We start from the raw sequence: 19,683 nt of genomic DNA on the forward strand, positions 1-19,683 counted from the left end.
GTTTTTTCATTTCAAAAACCGACATTGTTTTATTTATTTTTTGCTCCGCCTCCATTTTTAAAATTCCAGGTAAAACCTATCATTGCATAGCGTTTAAGTCTGTCATTTTGTTCCTGACTAATGGTGTTTTGATATATGTTTCTTTGTATACCAATATTCTGATTTAAGATATCGCGTACCAAAAAATAAGCGGTAAACTCATCGTTTTTAAAGGTGCGTTGCAATCTGGCATTCCACAATTGATTGGTTAAATTGTCCTGAAAATCAACCGTTTTTTGCCGGGTATTCAGGTTATAATCAGTAGATACTTTCCAATTTTTGGCAAAATAAACTCCTATGTCTAAATTTAAGTTATTAGTATTAAAGGATTTAACTTCATCATTTTGAGAAGTGTTGTTTCTGTTAAATGAAAAACGATTACTTAAACTAATATCATATTGCTTTTGTTTGGATTTATTTAAATAAACTGAAAATCCGGTGTTTAAATTCTTAGCACTTCCCATTTTATCATTAATGCTAAGTACTGATTTATTATAGCCAAATGAAGGACTAAAATCAGCTCTCATATTTAATTTCTTGATTTTTAATCCATATCCCAAATAAAAATTACCTGAAAAATTCCCATTGGTATTTATAGGTCTGGAAACTGTTTTGGCTGTTTCAGGATCAATCACCCTGCTGTAAATAATAGCATTGCTTGTCGTACTGAAATTTAATCCCTGATAAATTTGGGTTTCAGTCAGCATGTCATAACTGCTCTGGCTGATGTTGATCGTATTAGTAAAAGACTGCTTTAAATCCGGATTTCCTACCGTTTGGTTAAAAAAGTCCTGATTGTTTCTTAAAGGTTGCAATTGGTCCAGTGTAGGCTGTCTGGTTGATCCCTGATAATTAAAGCGTAAACTACTATTGCTTTTATACTTATAGGAAAAATTTGCCGAAGGGAAAAAATTAGTATAACTACGCTTGTATTCTTTATTTATAGTTTTATCCAGCAAATCAAAAGAAGTAAATCCAAAACCGCTTCCAATACTATAATTAATTTTTTTAGCATTATAACTCAATTTTAAGTTGGGTCTTTGTGTGATAAAAGTCTGTTCAAACTCATTTGACAATGAAGATACTAATTGATCATATCTTCCAGTATCTTCAGAAAAATCATAAGTTAATTGATTGTTCTTCCCTGTATCATAAGCGATTTGGTAGGCAAACTGAAGTGACAACTGCTTAGCAATAGGTTCAGAATAACTAAAACTTGCTGAAAGATTTTGAGTGGTTCTGTCTCCTATTTTATTCTGGTTAATGCTATCTTTTGTAGCAAGAATTCCTTCTACATAACTTTCATTCGAAGATCTTAAAAAATTATTAGAACTAGTATTCAACCTACTCCAGCTACCATTAACCGAAAAAGTACGACGTGCTTTGGCAAACTTATGTTTGAATAAAAAACCTGCTGACAAAGCCGATTTATCTGAATCTGTAATCGCTAATCGTTGTTGTTTATTTTTTAATATTTCGTCATTTCCTGTTGTGATTCCGTCTGTGAATTCATCACTGTTAGTATCATAAAAATTAGTTCTGGCGGAGAATTTTATCGAATTTACCGAATCTAATTTTACATCATAGACCGCATTAAGTTTAAAATTACTCCTGTCAACATTGTTCACTGTAGAGCGGTTTTCATTTAATTGCGTTTCTCCTATCTGTGTTTGGGAAATTCTGCTACTGTTATTGGTGTAAATCTGATTATTGAATTTTGGCGAAACATTCAGGTTTTGTTTGTCATTCCACTTGTTAGTATATTGCAATCCTGCATTAGTATTTTTCGTAAATCCGTTTTGAGTATTGATACGGGGTTCTCCGTCATTATTATCTCCCACCCATTCATAACTTACATTTCCATCATCATCCATGTTCATACTGATGTTACTGTCACGGGCTCCAAATTTCTCGCTGTCTTCCCAACCCAGTCCGTCCTGACCGGTATTTCCATTTAATAAAAAAGCAGATAATTTTCTTTTCCCTTTAAAACTGCTAAACATCAAATTAGTATTATATCTCGAATCGGCATCAGAAAATGGTTCGTTAGCTCCGTCTATTTTTCCAAAATATCCCTTTTTCTTATCTTCTTTTAATTTCAGGTTAATTGTTTTTTGAGTTTTCCCGTCATCTATTCCTGTAAATTCAGCCAGTTCACTTTTCTTATCAAATACCTGAACTTCTTTTACTGCATCTGCTCTTAAATTTTTGACCGCCATACCAGGATCATCACCAAAAAACTCTTCACCATCTACCAATACTTTTTGGACCGTTTCTCCCATAGCTTTTATGGCTCCGTTTTTATCTACTTGTATTCCCGGTAATTTTTTAAGTAATTCTTCCACATTTGCATTGGCATCTACTAGAAAATCACTGGCTCTGTAACTGGTAGTATCGCCTTTAATTCTTATAGATCCTGTTTTAATGACTACTTCTCTTAAAAGTTCTATTTTACTCATTAAAGGAATTGTTCCTAACTTTTTGTCGTTTTCATCCATAGTGATTACGTCTACATAATCTGCATACTGATTGTGTGAAGTCATCAGAATATAATCTCCTGCTTTCACATTTTTCAGATTAAATTTCCCATCCTTTCCAGATCGGGTAAATTGATATAAAATAGAATCTACAGGTGTTAACAAAGCTACAACTGAATTGTAAACCGGTGTGTTTTCATTAGCATTAGTAATAATACCGGAAATAGTAGCTTTTTGAGAAAAGACTGAAAATGAAAATAAAAAGAAAATAGTAACTAATCCTAAAGTTTTTTTCATAACTAACTATGTTGTAAAGTATTAACGTTTTAAGATTTAAAGCCACTCGGGAAAGTTTCTCTATTTCTAATTATAATTTGTGACCGTAAAAGTACACTTACGTCGAACCAAAGTAGTATTTTTAACACTAATTATTTAAAAGGGATTAGTTAAAAAATTGGTAAAATTATTCTTTCAATAAAAAAATCAGGAAATATAAGGGTTTGCGACAGATGTAAACTAATTAACTTATTTACAAATATTTAAAATTTTAACAATGGAGTCGGGTGTGATAGTTCTCATGGCTTGCTGATAACCTTCAACTTCTTTACTTCCATAAACTGAAGTGGGTAATAATGGAAATTTTTCTCTATCGGATACCAAGGCATTTTCAACAGGCTGATTAAAGGGTGAAAAACCGGCAAAAGGATGTGTTGCTCCCCAGAGTGTAATAACTTTCACACCAAGCATTGCGGCTATATGTGCATTTCCGGAATCCATAGAAAGCATCACATCAAGATTACTAATCAATTGAAGCTCTTGTTGGAATTTAATTTTTCCAGCCATATTAATGACATTTTCACAGGATTTAGAAATAGAATCTAAAATTTCAATTTCTTTTTTTCCTCCACCAAAAAGTAATATTTTGTTTTGTGGATTTGCTGCTAATTGCGAAATAACTTCCTGCATTAAATCCAAAGGATACACCTTAGAATCGTATTGTGCAAAAGGGGCTATTCCGATTAATTTTTGATGATTTTCGCCAATGATCGAAATAATTTCAGAACTTAAAATCGCTTTTTCAGGAAATTGTGGATTAGATAAATCAACCGCAAACCCAAGTTCTTCAAACACTTTTACATGTCTTTCAAACATAGTGGGTAGTTGTACGAAAACTTTTTTTTCAGCACGTGTCAGTGCTTTTTTTTCTTTACGTCCCTTATCTACAGCGGCTATTTTTTTTCCGCTCAAGGCAAAAAGTGTTCTCACAACTTTAGAACGCAATACATTGTGCAAATCGGCAAAAGCATCAATTTTTAACTTTCGTAAATCCTTAAACAACCGAATCAGACCAAGAAAGCCTTTATGCCTTTCCTTTTCGTCAAAAGCAAAAAAAGTAACATTGGGTATCGTATCAAAAAAAGGCTTGAAAAACGGACGCGAAACCACCGTTATTTGAATATTAGGATGCTGTTCTACAAAAGCACGTAAAACAGGAACCGTCATGGCGACATCCCCCATTGCGGAGAGTCTCATGACGGCTATATGCTTTATTTTATCAGACAAGAGTACTGCCAGTTTATTTTTTACCCTGATACAAAACAGGATTCAACTCATCATCGTTGTACATTTTCATTTGCTTGTACACTTTCATAAATTTATCACCGTTTTCAATATCTGTAAGCAGATCATCAATAGCTGTTGATAAATCTGTTCTTTGTTCTAAAAGTACATTTAATTTTTCCTGACATTTATCTCTGTGCTCCTGCGAAGCTTCTGAACGGGTAGCTTCTTCAGTCATGTGATAAATTTTCAAAGCTAAAATAGACAACCTATCAAAAGCCCAAGCTGGACTTTCTGAATTGATTTTTGCATTCTCTTTTACAACTACTTTACTGTATTTTTGCAAAAAATAACTGTCAATATATTCCACCATATCAGTACGTTCCTGATTAGAAGCATCAATCCTTCTCTTTAAAGTTAAAGCAGCTACGGGATCAATTTGCGGATCACGGATAATATCTTCAAAATGCCATTGTACCGTATCAATCCAATTTTTCAGATACAATAAATGTTCAAACTTCTCCTTTGGATAAGGATTATTAATCGGTTGATCTACATTATCAAATTGATGATAATCTTTTATACTTTGCTCAAAAACGGAATAAGCTAATTTTGAAAACATATATATCTTTTTATTTAGACAAAGATACTTTTTATACTTTTATAAAAAAATTACATTTCAAGTTTCTGCTCTCCATTAAAAATTAATAATTCCCGGTATGCAAATTCATTATTTATCAGAAAAAAACAGCATTTTAAATCATTTTTTAGGAGAAATAAGAGCTGTAAATATTCATAAAGATGCTATGAGATTCAGACGCAATATAGAACGGATTGGTGAGATTATGTCCTATGAACTGAGTCAGCAATTAAAATACGAATCTATCGAAATTCAGACACCGCTGGGAATTAAGGAAACAACAAAAATTGCCGACAAAATTGTAATTTGTTCCATTTTAAGAGCCGGACTGGCAATGCATCTGGGTTTTCTTAATTATTTTGACCAGGCCGAAAACGGATTTATTTCGGCATACAGACACCATCCTGCTAATGATGATAATTTTGAAATCAGAGTCGAATATCAGGCTATTGCCGATATTAACAATAAATGTTTACTATTAGTGGATCCTATGCTGGCAACAGGCCAATCTATTGTCGCAGTTTATAATAAATTAATGGAACACGGAAATCCTGAAACCATACATATTGCTGTAATAATTGCCGCTCCTGAAGGTATTGCTTATCTTGAAAAACAGTTGCCTGAAAATTGTCATTTGTGGATAGGCGCCTTAGACGAAAAACTAAATGAGCACAGTTATATTATTCCCGGTCTGGGAGATGCAGGCGATTTAGCTTACGGAATCAAATTATAACTGACAAAAAAAAGCAAACAAACTACACAAAATCAATATTCCCAGAGCCAGTTCCTGATTCAATTTAGACTGAGGCATTTCAATATGTGCTGTGGTCATTACTGCCAGAGGCATAATTGTAAAAATTAACAGATCATTACTTTTATTCGGGGAAATTATAAAAATTGCTACTCCAATAAAAAAGGCAATTACAATTTTCTTCAAAGAAGCATGTAACAACTGGGATCGGGAAGACAGAGTCATTAGCATCGAAATAACAAAAAATAAAGCTACTGTAGCATAAACTGACAGTGCAGCATTTTGATAATTATTAGTAAAATAATCAATGCTGAAATCCGTTTCAATTCCACTGGTAATATACCCTAGTGCATCTCCGTTAAATAATAAAGAATACAATGCAAAAATTATCGCTGCTGCAAAAAAAGCTATAAAAGGCAAAAGCCAGTTCCTGTAATCGCCGGCAACATGCGAAATAATAGAAATAAATACTAACACCAGATATAAAATACTCCAAAAATGAAACAAAGCGGCTACAAGAATCCATAAAGAAGCATCAAATATTTTCTCCTTGGATGATTTTTGAGACTGTAATGAAATCAGTCTCCGAATCGCTAACAAAATGAAAAAATTAGCAAAAACAAGATTAATGTTTTCAAAAAGTGAAGGAAAAAAAAGCAGAAGTAAAAGAAAAAATAAAATGCTGTATGCACTGTCTTTACTGAGATTATTTTTTTTTGCAACAAAATTAGTAATCAGTGCCGAACCTAAAATAACCAATCCAATCCCTATTGTCTTAAAAACCAAAACCGTCGAATGAGACCAAGCTAAATCCTGAATTTGATAAACAAAATCAAAAAATAATATCAAAAATACTACTAAAGAAAAATTTAATGGTGTAGATTTTTTAAAAACACTTGTAATCATAAGGATATTTTATACTTTTGTGACTGTAAATATAATACTTGTTTAAAAAGGAAACGAGATATAGCAAAATTTTATTAGACTAATAAAATTTTAAATTATTTACCATTGATCACATCGCTTAATAAAATTTAAATTCTATATCATGAAAGCATTTTTCGAAGGAATACAATCACTTTTTGTTGATTTTCTTTTCTTACCATTAGATGGATTACGTTCTTTAGAATTAAGAACCTGGTTTGGTGCAAACTTTATCAACTGGGTTTTTATGATTATCTGTGCTGTTGCAATTGTTTACTGGATTAAACAATTACGTATTTTTGACGAGGCAGGAACTGAAAATCAGGATACTACAGCACATTCTTTCTTAAAATAAGAACAGCATTTAAAAATTTAAATAAAAAACGAATTGCATTTTTAAAGTGCAATTCGTTTTTTTATGTTTGAAAGGTTTTGATTTAAACTAAATCGAATCCAATATCTTTTCTGAAATAAACATTTTCCCAGCTTATTTCAGCAACGTTTTTATACGATTGTGCCAAAGCTTCCTGAAAAGAATCTCCATAAGAAGTAATGGCCATTACTCGACCACCATTTGTCACTACATTTCCGTTATCTAACTTCGTTCCGGCGTGGAAAACAATTGAGTTTTCTACCTTTTCCAAGCCCGAAATTACTTTTCCTTTTTCAAAATCTTCAGGATAACCACCAGAAACTAACATTACTGTAGTAGCACTTCTTGGATCAATTTTTAATTCAAATTCGTCCAGTTTTTCATTGGCTACAGCCAAGAACAACTCTACTAAATCCGATTCTAATCTTGGAATCACAACTTCTGTTTCCGGATCCCCCATCCTCACATTGTATTCAATAACCAAAGGCTCATTGTTTACATTAATTAATCCAATGAAAACAAATCCTTTGTATGGAATTCCATCTTTTTGTAAACCATCAATTGTTGGTTTTACAATACGGGTTTCAATTTTTTCCATCAATACCGCATCAACATAAGGAACCGGAGAAACAGCTCCCATTCCGCCTGTATTCAATCCTGTGTCGCCTTCACCAATACGTTTGTAATCTTTGGCTGTGGGTAAAATTTTATAGCTTTTCCCGTCTGTTAATACGAAACAGCTCAATTCAATTCCGTCCAAAAACTCTTCAATAACCACTTTTGAACTGGCTGCACCAAATTTTTGTCCCACTAGCATGTTTCTTAATTCAGCTTTAGCTTCTTCTAAATCCTGAATAATCAAAACTCCTTTTCCAGCAGCTAAACCATCTGCTTTCAATACATAAGGTGGTTGTAAAATTGCTAAGAAATCACATCCTTTTTCTACTGTTTCTGCCGTAAAACTATCATAAGCTGCTGTTGGGATATTGTGTTTTACCAAAAATTCTTTGGCAAATTCTTTACTTCCTTCTAAGGTTGCCCCAATTTTTGATGGACCAATTACAGGAATATTCTTCAAATTTTCATCGTTTAAGAAAAAGTCATAAATACCTTTTACTAACGGATCTTCAGGACCTACCACAACCATTTCGATATTTTCTTTGATAACCAAAGCTTTAATTGCTTCAAAATCGGTTACAGCAATCGCAACATTCGTAGCAATTTCGGCTGTTCCGGCATTTCCAGGTGCCATAAAAAGGGTATCACAAAGCGGACTTTGAACCATTTTCCATGCAAATGCATGCTCTCTTCCTCCTGAACCCAATAGTAATATATTCATGTCTTTAAATTTTAATTGAAAACTCATTTTTAGAGTGCTGCAAAAATAATTGCTTTTGGACGTAAAAAATAATTATTTATTAAAAAGTTGTCGATTCTACATCTTTAGTTCTAACCAGAATAGTATTTTTGAAGAAATAAGCACTCACATGTTTTCTATTTTTGATTTCTCGCTACGAATAAATGGTTTCCCCATCCGGAAAGCCAAATCCGATTTGGACAAAATAGTTGGACTTTCCGCCGACGAAAAAAAGCAATTTATTGAAAATCAGAAACAGGCTATTGTTGATTTTCATTTAGAAAACAATTCTTTTTATCAAAAATTAGTGGGTTCTAAAAACCATAAAAACTGGAAAGATTTACCTGTTTTGAATAAAACTAATCTCCAAATTCCTCTCGAATCCAGACTATCTAAAGGTTTTTCGACAAAAACCTGCTACATCAACAAAACTTCAGGTTCCAGCGGCGAACCCTTTGTTTTTGCTAAAGATAAATATAGTCATGCATTGACCTGGGCTTCGAATATGTATCGTTTTGGCTTACATGGGATTGATTTTAACCGTTCTCTGCAAGCCCGATTTTACGGAATTACATTGGATTTTATAGGTAACAAAAAAGAACGTTTTAAAGACTTTTTGAGCAAACGTTACCGCTTTCCTATTTTTGATTTATCGGATGCCGTTTTAGAAAAAGTGCTAAAAAAATTTCAAACAACAAAATTCGAATATCTCAACGGTTACACCAGTTCGATTGTTTTATTTGCTAAATTTTTGCGAAAGCAAAACCTCATCTTAAAAGATATCTGTCCTACTTTGAAAGTGTGTATGGTCACTTCCGAAATGCTTTTTGAAGATGATAAAATTCTTTTAGAAACACAATTCGGAATTCCAATCATCAATGAATACGGGGCTTCGGAACTGGATTTAATTGCTTTTCAAAATCCAAATGAAGAATGGCTAATCAATTCCGAAACATTGTTTGTAGAAATTTTAGATGAAAATAATAATGCTGTTCCAAATGGAGCTGAAGGTAAAATTGTGATTACTTCGCTCTTCAACAAAGCGCATCCTTTTATTCGTTATGAAATTGGCGATATTGGAATTTTGGACGAAAAAAGTACTCTTGATAAACCTATTTTGAAACAACTTATTGGTCGTACCAATGATATCGCAATTCTCCCAAGTGGAAAAAAATCACCCGGACTGACGTTTTATTATGTTACCAAATCCATTATTGAAGACGACGGAAACGTAAAGGAATTTGTCATCAAACAACGTGAAATAGATCAATTTGAAATCGAATATGTCAGCGAAACCGAATTAGATTTGGTACAAATTCAAAAAATAGAACAAGCTATTGCTTTGTATTTAGAACCCAATTTGCACTTTGCATTTATTAGAAAAAACACTTTAGAAAGAACCGCCAGAGGAAAATTGAAACAGTTTACTTCTTTCTTATGATGTAAATAAAATCGTATATTAGTATTTTTAAAATATGAAGCGATGGATTCCAAACTTATTCTTTCAGAAGAAACAATTTCTAATACTATTTACTACATTAGAAATCAAAAAGTGATGCTGGATAGGGATTTAGCAACACTTTACGGAATAGAAACAAGAGTGTTAAAACAAGCCGTAAGACGAAATATATCCCGATTTCCTGAAGATTTTATGTTTGAATTATCTAAAGAAGAGTTTCAAAACTTGACATCACAAATTGTGACATCAAATTGGGGAGGAAATAGAAAACCTCCTTTTGTCTTCACAGAACATGGAATTTTAATGCTTTCAAGCGTTTTAAATAGCGAAAAAGCCATTCAGACCAACATTCAAATTATGCGGATTTTTACCAAAGTAAGACAAATGCTTCTGGACACCACCGAAATGAAATTAGATATTGTTCAAATTCAAAAAAAATTAGAAAATCAGGGTAAAAATATTGAATTGGTTTTCTCTTATTTAGATGAATTAACAGAGAAAAAAGAAGACGAAAAACCAAGAACCAAAATTGGCTACAAAAAATAATTAAATCTTCTTAGAATAAAGCGGTTTTATAAGCAATTGGGTAAACAAGAATCCAATCATACAAAACACGGAAACTATCCAATTAAAACCGTGAAATTGCCTGTAAACCGCAAAATTATATTGAATTAAAGCGGTTTTAGAATTAGAAAGCGAATTTTTCCGGATTCTATAGATGGCTAAACTTTCGGGAACTGGTTTTGCCGTTTTAATCTTTTTCAGAAGAGTCAACCAGTGCATCCAATCCTGTCTTTTTCGAATAGATGAAATACTGATTTTTCCAAAATATTCTACATCATAAATCCCCGTGAGGTTACCTACATAATTACAGAAAAACAGCTGTGTATAAGATAAATTACGAGGTGCCTCTAGCCTTTTTCCTAATAATTTTCCTTCATCATCAATGCAATCATAAAAAGAAAAAGTAAATGGTAATTTTTGCTTTTGCATGAAATTGATTTGTTTTTCCAATTTCTCCGGTTTCCACAAATCATCGGCATCCAGAAACGAAATATATTTTCCTGAAGCCTTAGAAACTGCCAGATTTCGTGCTACACCTGTTCCTGAATTTTTTTCTAACGAATAAAATTTGATTCTTTTATTCGTTAGAAAAGGAGTAATTATCGTTTGGGTTTCATCAGTTGAAGCATCGTCGACTATTATGACTTCCCAATTTTGATAACTTTGATTTTGAACAGATTGAATAGTATCCGAAATGTATTTCTCAGAATTGAATGTGGGAATAATTACAGATACTAAAGGCTCTTCCATTTTTACTTGATATAATCTGAGAAATCCTTATGCTCTTCTTTAGAAAGTTCTTCCGGAGACAAAGATTTGAAATACTCATAGGTAATTTTCATTCCTTCAGCACGACCTACTTTAGCTTCCCAACCTAAAATTTCCTTCGCTTTGGCAGTATCGGGCTGACGTTGTAAAGGATCGTTAACCGGCAATGGATGATATACCACTTTTTGACTTGTTCCTGTTAATTTAATGATTTCTTCAGCAAAATCTTTAATGGTAATTTCGTCCGGATTACCAATGTTCACCGGATACACATAATCAGAATGCAGCAAACGGAAAATCCCTTCTACCTGATCATCTACATAACAAAACGAACGGGTTTGCATTCCATCACCAAAAATGGTTAAATCTTCGCCACGAATGGCCTGCCCTATAAAAGCCGGAATTACGCGACCGTCGTTCAGACGCATTCTGGGACCATAAGTGTTAAAAATTCGCACGATACGGGTTTCTACACCATGAAAAGTATGATAAGCCATCGTTATGGATTCCTGAAAACGTTTGGCTTCGTCATAAACTCCTCTTGGGCCTATTGTATTTACATTACCGTAGTATTCTTCTGTTTGCGGATGCACTAATGGATCACCATAAACTTCGGAAGTCGAAGCAATCAAAATTCTGGCTTTTTTTACTCTGGCCAGACCTAATAAATTGTGTGTTCCAAGTGAACCCACTTTCAAAGTCTGAATTGGGATTTTTAAATAATCTATCGGGCTTGCCGGTGAAGCAAAATGCAAAATATAATCTAATTCACCCGGAACATGAACAAACTTAGTAATATCATGATGATAAAATTCAAAATTTTCCAATTTGAACAAATGTTCTATATTTTTTAAATCACCTGTAATGAGATTGTCCATTCCAATAACGAAATAACCTTCTTTGATAAAACGATCGCATAAATGGGAGCCTAAAAATCCCGCTGCACCTGTAATCAATATTCTTTTCATAGCTGTCTATTTATCAATTGTTTTATAATTAATATTAAAAATTTGTTCTAGTATTTTAATGGTTATTAAATAAGTAGGTTTTACACCGGTAGTCCCTAATCCTCCTGAAGCCAGGGTACTTCCTGTTTCCAGCGGATTATCCGACGCATAATAAGCATAACGTACTTTAACATCTTTTGGAATACTTTTTCTGATTTTAGAAGCCGATTGTATCGCTTTCTGATAGTGCGAACCTTCCATTTCCAATCCAATAACACCCCAGGTAGATTCGTGAAAAAACTTTAATAATTCTCTGTTTTGCAATGACGTTCCAAGAACAGTAACCATCGAACCTCCAAAAACAGCAATATCATTGCCCTCAAACATCTCCGGAGTTAATTCATTTTCAAAATAATAATTATCGGCAGTTCCTTCATTGATGTGCGCATTAGGAATCATAATATCTCCTTTTCCGCCTTCGAGAATTCCGGCTTTTCCCATTATTGAAACCGACTGTACATTGAGAAAAGTATTCTTTTTATACGGTTTTAACAGCTCGTCAACCGTTTCATATGCCTGTTCACCAAAAGCATAATCCATTACAATCAACACCGGTTTCTGAACTCCAAAACTGACTTCGGGAAATGAAGTACTTGCCCAGTCAATCTTAGCCGTATCAAAAATCTGAACATCAATGTTTGTTCCTACACTTTCTGGTAAAAAAATCATTCCGTTTTGAAAAGCAACATCTTTTACAATATTCCTGATTTCACTTGCTGAAGCTTTACTTAACTCTTCAAAAATATCAAAGTCTAACTTGCCTTTTAAAGTGTTTTTTAATGCATTTTTAGCAAAAATAGAATTCATTACCGAGTGCATATTAGCACTTATAATATGAATTGGACGGTCTAAAAGCTGGTTGATCTTTAAAACCTCTTTAATATTGTTTGCCCAGATTTCGCCATGAATATGATGCCCTAAGCGTTCTCTGAGAATGGGACTAAAAGTAATCGTACGCTTTGTATTGCTTACTACTTCTTCCATGGCTAGTTTCCCCAGCCAAAATATGATGTGTAAAAAACGGTCCGGTGCTTCCTCTGAACCAAAATCGTCATAAATATCCAATACATCTTCAAAAGTTCTTGCTAAGATGTTTGCTGCATGAGAAATGGCAATTTCTTTTTCAACCAAAGTCAAAGGATCTTTTTTTAAAACCGCCTGTTCTAATTTCACCCAGTCCCGCGACACTTCACCTCCTTCATCAATTAAAACCCTGTCTTTAATTTTATGCGATTCGATAAAAATAAAAGTAAGATGTGTCAGAATATCATAAATATCCGAACGTCCTCGTGTGATTTCGACATTCATCTGCTCGGCATCAATCCGGTAACAATTGCGTTTCCTTTTTGGAGGAACTATAGCTTCAAAATGGGATTTAGAATATCCCTCATCCGAAGTCAGATTAATAAAACGACATTCCTCAATCCCTAATGGTAATCGTTCAATAACGTACAAAAGTCCTTTTAATTCTACTTTTTCATCTGCAATATTTCCATAAATTTCCGGTCGCAATGTCATTAATGCTTCTCGCAGAGTATCACCCGAAATGCCCATGGGTTTATAAAATCCTCTATTGAATAAATGCCGCATCGTAATGTACATTTTTTCAATAGCAGCAGATGATTCCTGAGCTCTGGTTCTTAATATATTTTTAGATTCTTTCATAAATTTTCAGATAAAAAGTCAGCAATTTTTCTGTCATTGGAAAGTCTTGGAATTTTATTTTGTCCTCCTAATTTTCCAATGGATTTCATGTATTCCTGAAAACCATTTTTAGAAACTTTGGTAATTACCAACTTTTGCAAAATGTTCCCAACAATCAAATCATCATAATAAATATTTTGTTTACGCATCGCGTTATCAATGGCTTCCGCAAAGGCATCCATGTCATCAGGTTCCCCCGAAGCTTCGGAATCAAATTCAATAAACCATTCGTGATACGGCAAACCGCTTGAAGGTGTAATTTGGGGGGCAACGGTAAATTCATTCACCCGAATGTTTGTTCCTTCTACAGCTTCCTGCAATGCGCTTTCTACTTCTTTACCAATAACATGTTCACCAAAAGCCGAAATATAATGCTTAATTCTTCCCGAAACAATCACACGATAAGGCGTCAAAGACGTAAACTGAACCGTATCGCCAATGTTATACCGCCAAAGTCCGGCATTGGTAGAAATAATCATCACGTAGTTCACTCCCAACTCTACTTCACCAATGGTATATGATTTAGGATTATCTGAAAAAAAGGCTTCTGACTTTATAAATTCATAAAAAATTCCGGAATTCAGTAACAACAGCATTCCTTTCTCTTTTTGCGAATCCTGATAGGCAAAAAATCCTTCAGAAGCCGGAAATAATTCGATACTGTCTACTTTTCGACCAATTAAATTTTCAAACTTAGCTCTGTACGGTTCATAATTCACACCGCCATAAATGAACAAATTGAAATTCTTAAAAATATCTCCTACAGGTTTTCCTGCCTTTTGCTTCAAGCGTTCAAAATACATTTGCACCCAGGATGGAATACCCGAAATTACTGTCATATTCTGCTGAAAAGTCTCTTCGACAATGGCATCAATTTTAGCTTCCCAGTCTTCGATACAGTTGGTTTTCCAGGAAGGCATTCGGTTTTTTTGTAAATATTTAGGAACAAAATGGGCTACAATTCCTGAAAGTCTCCCAAACTGGATTCCGTATTTTTCTTCTAAAATAGGACTACCCTGTAGGAAAATCATTTTGCCATCTACAAAATCAGCATTTCCAGTTTCATGAATATAATGCAAAATGGCGTTTCGGGCTGCTTCAATATGATATGGCATGGATTCCTTAGTTAACGGAATATATTTTGCTCCTGATGTTGTTCCCGAAGTTTTTGCAAAATACAATGGCTTGCCTTTCCACAGCACATTTTTTTCGCCTTTCACTACTTTTTCAACATAGGGTTTTAAATCTTCGTAATCCCGAATGGGAACCTGTATGGCAAAATCTTCTGTAGTTTTAATCCGGTCGAAATGATGGTCTTTCCCAAATTGTGTATGTTGCGCTTCCTGAATTAAACTTTCAAAAACGGCTTGTTGAGTTGCCACAGGCTTATTGGCCCAAAGCTGCGTTTTTTTATAAATATTTCTAGCAAATAGTTTTGCCGCTATTGATTTTATTGACATTTTGTTTTGCTGATTATAATTTACTGAAGAAAATTTTCAGAATTATTTCTTTTTTTTAACAGCCGTTTGCTGTGTTTTTTTCTCTTCATTTTCTACCTCGGATCTCAATTCTAATTCTTCTTTGGAAGGCGATAAATCGACTTTTTGAATTGTGTCTGCTGATACTGCTAAAATAGAATCTTTATTGAATTTAGCATAATCTAATTGTCCGGTCAATACTTTTTGGATGGAGGTGATATAAGCCTGATTTTTCTTTAAAATACTGGTCAAAGAATCAGATTTTAATGCGAGTTCAGTAGCATCTTTTTTTAATTTCGTAGAAGAATAACCCGGAATAAATTCGCGTAAAGGAGTAAAAGCAATAATAAAAGTAGTTACTGCAATTAAGAAAATTGCACCTAAAGATGCAACCACAAACACATTCATAAGAGTCAGTTTTAAAGAGAATGTTTCCTCAAAAGTATCCTCGTTTAATATAACCAAACGGTTTTTTGTAAACAGTTTTTTATGAAGTTTCTTCCTTTTTAATCTTTTGGCTGACATGATTTTTCTTTATTTCACAAATATAATAATTAATGTCAATCAATGTATTGAGTTGACATTAGCTTATCATTATAAATGATTGAAAAAAAAATTAAATAATTTTTAACGTTATATAAATTAAATAATTGGCAGAAATTGAATCCTCATTAAGTTATTCTAATTATCTTTGTAGCCAGTTTTTAATACAAATTTGCTTCGGCATAAATTATTCGATCATGGGAAGATTTGGAGTTACAGAAATCCTGGTTATTTTAGCAGTTGTTTTATTACTTTTTGGAGGTAAAAAAATTCCGGAATTAATGAAAGGTTTGGGTAGTGGAATAAAAGAATTCAAAAACGCTGCTAAAGACGATCAACAACCGGCTGATAAAAAAGAAGACGAAACGAAATAAGAAAGTTATTTTTTTATTAAAAATCCCAAAATCCATTAATACATAATTGAATTTTGGGATTTTTTGTTTTTCTACAAAACCATCGTCAACTGAATACATTTCCTATCTTCATCCACTTCAGTTACTTATACCTGTACCTGATGTGTAACTTCATCACTTCGTTTACATCAATTACAAAGCCTGCTTTGAGCTGAGAAATATGAAATATTGTTTCTTTTTTTAATCGTAACTTCTGTAAACTCAGTTAGAGTTTAGATAGTATTTTTAAATATACTAAGAAAAAACTGAATTTAGTATTGTTAAAAGAATTATATTTACCGCTGTTTTTAACTTTATTTTTTAATAAATGAGTGGTGCCAAAAAACTATTGTATTTTCTTTCTTTAATTTCTTTTAGTTTTTCTTTTGGACAAATAACGGAAAGTTATTCTAAAGGAGTTATCATTCTTAAGAATGATCAAAAAAAAGAAGGTTTTATAAAAAATGAAAGTCTTGATAAATATTGTAATGAGGTTAAATTTAAAGCATTAGCAACTGATACCGATTTTGAAATATATTCTCCTTCCATAATTAAATCTTTTACTACTGAGAAAGGACTTGTCTTTGAGAGTCTTATCTTCAAAGTAAATAAAAACACTCCTGAAATTAACATTCTAGCACAATTGCTCTTGAAAGGGAGAGCTTCATTGTATCAGACTTACTATGAATCTCAACCTATTTATATAATTACTAATGATGATGTCCCTTATGTATTAAAAAATGATGAATTAAAAAGAAATGATACCGAAATAACTAAATTTCACTATAGAGGAATCTTAAATATTGCAACTGAGAATTATACAGCTAACCGTACTATTATAAATTTTAAGAAAAAAGAATTCATAAATGCTGTCAGTGGATATAATAAATCAGTAGGTTCAGAAATAGTTTCTTTCGAGACAAAAGAAAAACCAATTACTTATTTTATTAGTTTTGGTGGAATTGGTAAAGGTGAATATGATAATGTGGTGTTTTTTCAAGGAATTTATAGAATCTTCTTTCCAAATATGTATAATACTTCATTAAATATTGGTTTGAATTATTACAATGAAAAGTATGATTACAAAACATATTATTCTCTTCCTACAGAAAAAATTACTAGTGAATTATATTCAATTCCTTTTACAATTCAGCAAAATATTTTTTCTAAAAATGTTCGTCCCTATTTATTTGGAGGGTTTGGTTTAACCAAAATAAAAGAAGTAAATCAAGATAATAAATCAATTATTGAATCAGGATTTCAGAAAAATATAGGTTTTTCATTAGTTTATGGTGTTGGGATAGAATGGGATATATACAAAGGAATTACATCTAAAGTAGAGTATCGGAATGAATTAGTACCTTTCTTCCTCGCCGGTATTGGTTATAATTTTTCTAAATAAATTTTATAGTGAAATAAAAAAATCCCAAATTCCAGTAATGTTGGATTTTGGGATTTTTTGTTTTTCTACAAAACCATCGTCAGCTGAATACGTTTCCTATCTTCATCCACTTCGGTTACTTTTACCTGAACTTGCTGGTGTAGCTTCACCACTTCGTTTACATCACTTACAAAGCCTGCTTTGAGCTGAGAGATATGAACCAAACCGCTTTCTTTGATTCCTAAATCTACAAAACAGCCAAAATTGGTAATATTATTGACAATTCCGTTTAAAATCATTCCTGATTTCAAGTCTTTTATGGTTTTTACATTTGGGTCAAATTCAAATATTTTAGCCGCTTTTCTTGGATCTAAACCTGGTTTTTCTAATTCTTTGATAATGTCCTTAATCCCTAAAATCCCAATCGTTTCATTGGTATAATTTTCTGCTTTTATCAAAGCTGTTTTTTCTTTGTTGGCAATCAAATCATTTACCGAAAGTTTTAAATCTTTGGCCATTTTTTCCACAATAGGATAAGCTTCCGGATGTACTGCCGAATTGTCTAATGGATTTTTTCCTTCTTTTATTCGAATAAAAGCCGCTCCCTGTTGGAATGCTTTTTCACCTAATCGAGGCACTTTTTTCAATTGTTTTCGATCTTGAAAAGGTCCATTTTCAGAACGGTATTGCACAATATTTTCAGCCAGCTTCTCTCCTATTCCACTCACATAACTCAACAAATGCTTACTCGCCGTGTTGATATTAATTCCCACTGAATTCACACAACGAATTACAGTGGAATCCAGTTCTTCTTTCAACTTATTTTGATCAACATCATGCTGGTATTGGCCTACGCCAATGGCTTTCGGGTCAATTTTTACCAATTCGGCCAAAGGATCACTCAGCCTACGACCGATAGAAACCGAACCACGAACCGTTACATCATAATTGGGAAATTCTTCTCTGGCAATTTTAGATGCGGAATAGACCGATGCTCCAGCCTCAGAAACCACAAAAACCTGTACTTCTCGGTCAAAAGCAATTTTTTTGATAAAAAATTCGGTTTCACGAGAAGCGGTTCCGTTTCCAATAGAAATGGCATCAATATTATAGGCATTTACCATGGAACGGATTTTTTTCATTGCCATTGCCGATTCATTTTGAGGAGCATGCGGATAAATGGTTTCGTTGTATAACAAATCCCCTTTTTCATCCAGGCAAACTACTTTACAGCCACTTCTAAAACCCGGATCAATGGCTAAAATTCGTTTTTCACCCAATGGTGGCGCTAATAACAACTGCCCTAGATTATTGGCAAAAACCTGAATCGAATTGGCATCGGCTTTGGCTTTGGCCTTCTGTAAAGTTTCATTTGCAATAGCGGGTTGCAACAAACGTTTGTAACTATCTTCAATGGCTAATTGCACATGAGGCGTGGCTGGACTTTGTCCTTTCAAAACTAATTCGTCAATAATATCATAAACTTCGTCCAAATCGGTTTCGACTTTAAACTTAATAAAACCTTCGTTTTCGGCACGTAACATCGCCAACAATCGGTGTGAAGGCGCTTTAGTCAACGGTTCCGACCAATCAAAATACTGATTGAACTTTTGCGCTCCCTCCTCCTCTTTTTTTGTTTTTACAACCTTGGTTGTAATTGTTGCTTTTCGTTCGTACAAACGTCGCAATTGTTTACGAACATAAATATTTTCATTAATCCATTCGGCAATGATATCTCTTGCTCCTTGCAAAGCGGCATCTTCATTTATGACATTTTCATTCAAATATTTTGTAGCCAGGAAATCAACATCATCTTTTCCTTGCGCCATGATAATTTTAGCCAAAGGTTCTAATCCGTTTTCGCGGGCTACATCGGCCTTCGTTTTTTTCTTCTTTTTGAATGGCAGATAAATATCCTCCAATTCTTGCGTATCAAAACTTTGTTGAATTTTTTTCTCTAATTCCGGCGTTAAAGCTTTTTGCTCTTCTATTGATTTTAGAATGGCTTCTTTTCGTTTTATAATGGCTTCGTATTCCTTTTGAAGTTTAGCAATTTGTTCAATTTGAACTTCATCCAGATTCCCTGTAGTATCTTTACGATAACGGGAAATAAACGGAATGGTGCAATCTTCTTCTAATAATTGAACCGTATTTTGAATGTTTATAGCTGCTGTATTAACAGACTTGGCGATGAATTGTATATTTGTCATTACTTGATTTTTCTAATCGCAAAGAAGCGAAGTTTTCTCAAAGTTCGCAAAGGTTT

At 33.3% G+C, this 19,683-nt stretch carries 17 protein-coding genes; 6 read left to right on the plus strand and 11 right to left on the minus strand.

From position 1 onward, the window contains the following. Positions 1–29: 29 nt before the first annotated feature. The 3 genes from ACSV4D_RS02805 to ACSV4D_RS02815 all read right to left on the minus strand — a co-directional run bounded on the left by ACSV4D_RS02805 (position 30) and on the right by ACSV4D_RS02815 (position 4,698). Positions 30–2,813, minus strand: coding sequence for an outer membrane beta-barrel protein (locus tag ACSV4D_RS02805; RefSeq protein WP_439227056.1), 2,784 nt, complete (start codon positions 2,811–2,813; stop codon positions 30–32). Positions 2,814–3,041: 228 nt separating this feature from the next. Then, positions 3,042–4,049 carry a glycosyltransferase family 9 protein gene (locus ACSV4D_RS02810; RefSeq protein WP_439227057.1) on the minus strand — a complete coding sequence of 336 codons (1,008 nt, stop codon included), beginning with the start codon at positions 4,047–4,049 and terminating at the stop codon, positions 3,042–3,044. A gap of 43 nt (positions 4,050–4,092) precedes the next feature. Beyond that, entirely contained in the window at positions 4,093–4,698 is a 606-nt protein-coding gene (locus ACSV4D_RS02815; protein ID WP_439227058.1) for a DUF4254 domain-containing protein, read from the minus strand. A gap of 97 nt (positions 4,699–4,795) precedes the next feature. Here ACSV4D_RS02815 and upp point away from each other — a divergent pair, with 97 nt between their 5' ends. Next, positions 4,796–5,449, plus strand: a complete 654-nt coding sequence (upp, locus tag ACSV4D_RS02820; RefSeq protein ID WP_439227059.1) for a uracil phosphoribosyltransferase — start codon at positions 4,796–4,798, stop codon at positions 5,447–5,449. Here upp and ACSV4D_RS02825 read toward each other — a convergent pair. Continuing rightward, complete coding sequence (locus ACSV4D_RS02825; RefSeq protein ID WP_439227060.1) at positions 5,444–6,373, minus strand: DUF6427 family protein; 930 nt, start codon at positions 6,371–6,373, stop codon at positions 5,444–5,446. The genes upp and ACSV4D_RS02825 overlap by 6 nt on opposite strands. A gap of 142 nt (positions 6,374–6,515) precedes the next feature. Here ACSV4D_RS02825 and ACSV4D_RS02830 point away from each other — a divergent pair, with 142 nt between their 5' ends. After that, entirely contained in the window at positions 6,516–6,746 is a 231-nt protein-coding gene (locus ACSV4D_RS02830; protein WP_439227061.1) for a DUF6341 family protein, read from the plus strand. 82 nt (positions 6,747–6,828) lie between these two features. On the opposite strand, the gene purD is transcribed toward ACSV4D_RS02830, so the two are convergent. Next, positions 6,829–8,103 (minus strand): phosphoribosylamine--glycine ligase, encoded by a 1,275-nt coding sequence (gene purD, locus ACSV4D_RS02835; protein ID WP_439227062.1) that lies wholly within the window; start codon positions 8,101–8,103, stop codon positions 6,829–6,831. 148 nt (positions 8,104–8,251) lie between these two features. On the opposite strand from purD, the gene ACSV4D_RS02840 reads away from it, so the two are divergent. Both ACSV4D_RS02840 and ACSV4D_RS02845 read left to right on the plus strand, forming a co-directional pair. Then, entirely contained in the window at positions 8,252–9,562 is a 1,311-nt protein-coding gene (locus ACSV4D_RS02840) for a phenylacetate--CoA ligase family protein (protein ID WP_439227238.1), read from the plus strand. 42 nt (positions 9,563–9,604) lie between these two features. Continuing rightward, positions 9,605–10,126, plus strand: a complete 522-nt coding sequence (locus tag ACSV4D_RS02845; RefSeq protein WP_439227063.1) for an ORF6N domain-containing protein — start codon at positions 9,605–9,607, stop codon at positions 10,124–10,126. Here the strand turns inward: ACSV4D_RS02845 and ACSV4D_RS02850 are convergent, their stop codons facing one another. Genes ACSV4D_RS02850 through ACSV4D_RS02870 form a run of 5 tightly spaced genes read right to left on the minus strand, consistent with a single transcriptional unit; the run spans position 10,127 to position 15,626 of the window. Next, positions 10,127–10,894: a glycosyltransferase family 2 protein gene (locus ACSV4D_RS02850; RefSeq protein WP_439227064.1), complete on the minus strand. Its 768-nt coding sequence runs from the start codon at positions 10,892–10,894 to the stop codon at positions 10,127–10,129. It abuts the gene before it with no gap. Positions 10,895–10,896: 2 nt separating this feature from the next. Beyond that, positions 10,897–11,880, minus strand: a complete 984-nt coding sequence (locus ACSV4D_RS02855; protein ID WP_439227065.1) for a UDP-glucuronic acid decarboxylase family protein — start codon at positions 11,878–11,880, stop codon at positions 10,897–10,899. 6 nt (positions 11,881–11,886) lie between these two features. Beyond that, positions 11,887–13,584, minus strand: coding sequence for a DUF6909 family protein (locus tag ACSV4D_RS02860; protein ID WP_408080297.1), 1,698 nt, complete (start codon positions 13,582–13,584; stop codon positions 11,887–11,889). Then, positions 13,581–15,083 (minus strand): GH3 auxin-responsive promoter family protein, encoded by a 1,503-nt coding sequence (locus tag ACSV4D_RS02865; RefSeq protein ID WP_439227066.1) that lies wholly within the window; start codon positions 15,081–15,083, stop codon positions 13,581–13,583. Before ACSV4D_RS02865 ends, ACSV4D_RS02860 begins: the two co-directional genes overlap by 4 nt. A gap of 42 nt (positions 15,084–15,125) precedes the next feature. Continuing rightward, positions 15,126–15,626, minus strand: coding sequence for a peptidase (locus ACSV4D_RS02870; protein ID WP_439227067.1), 501 nt, complete (start codon positions 15,624–15,626; stop codon positions 15,126–15,128). 215 nt (positions 15,627–15,841) lie between these two features. Here ACSV4D_RS02870 and ACSV4D_RS02875 point away from each other — a divergent pair, with 215 nt between their 5' ends. Both ACSV4D_RS02875 and ACSV4D_RS02880 read left to right on the plus strand, forming a co-directional pair. Beyond that, positions 15,842–16,018 (plus strand): twin-arginine translocase TatA/TatE family subunit, encoded by a 177-nt coding sequence (locus ACSV4D_RS02875; RefSeq protein ID WP_408080303.1) that lies wholly within the window; start codon positions 15,842–15,844, stop codon positions 16,016–16,018. Between the two features lie 346 nt (positions 16,019–16,364). Next, positions 16,365–17,438 (plus strand): outer membrane beta-barrel protein, encoded by a 1,074-nt coding sequence (locus tag ACSV4D_RS02880; protein WP_439227068.1) that lies wholly within the window; start codon positions 16,365–16,367, stop codon positions 17,436–17,438. A 65-nt stretch (positions 17,439–17,503) separates the two neighbouring features. Here the strand turns inward: ACSV4D_RS02880 and ACSV4D_RS02885 are convergent, their stop codons facing one another. Beyond that, complete coding sequence (locus tag ACSV4D_RS02885) at positions 17,504–19,627, minus strand: Tex family protein (protein WP_439227069.1); 2,124 nt, start codon at positions 19,625–19,627, stop codon at positions 17,504–17,506. Positions 19,628–19,683: the final 56 nt, after the last annotated feature.

The sequence above is a fragment of the Flavobacterium sp. ARAG 55.4 genome, assembly GCF_051846875.1.
GTDB classification, from domain to species: domain Bacteria; phylum Bacteroidota; class Bacteroidia; order Flavobacteriales; family Flavobacteriaceae; genus Flavobacterium; species Flavobacterium plantiphilum.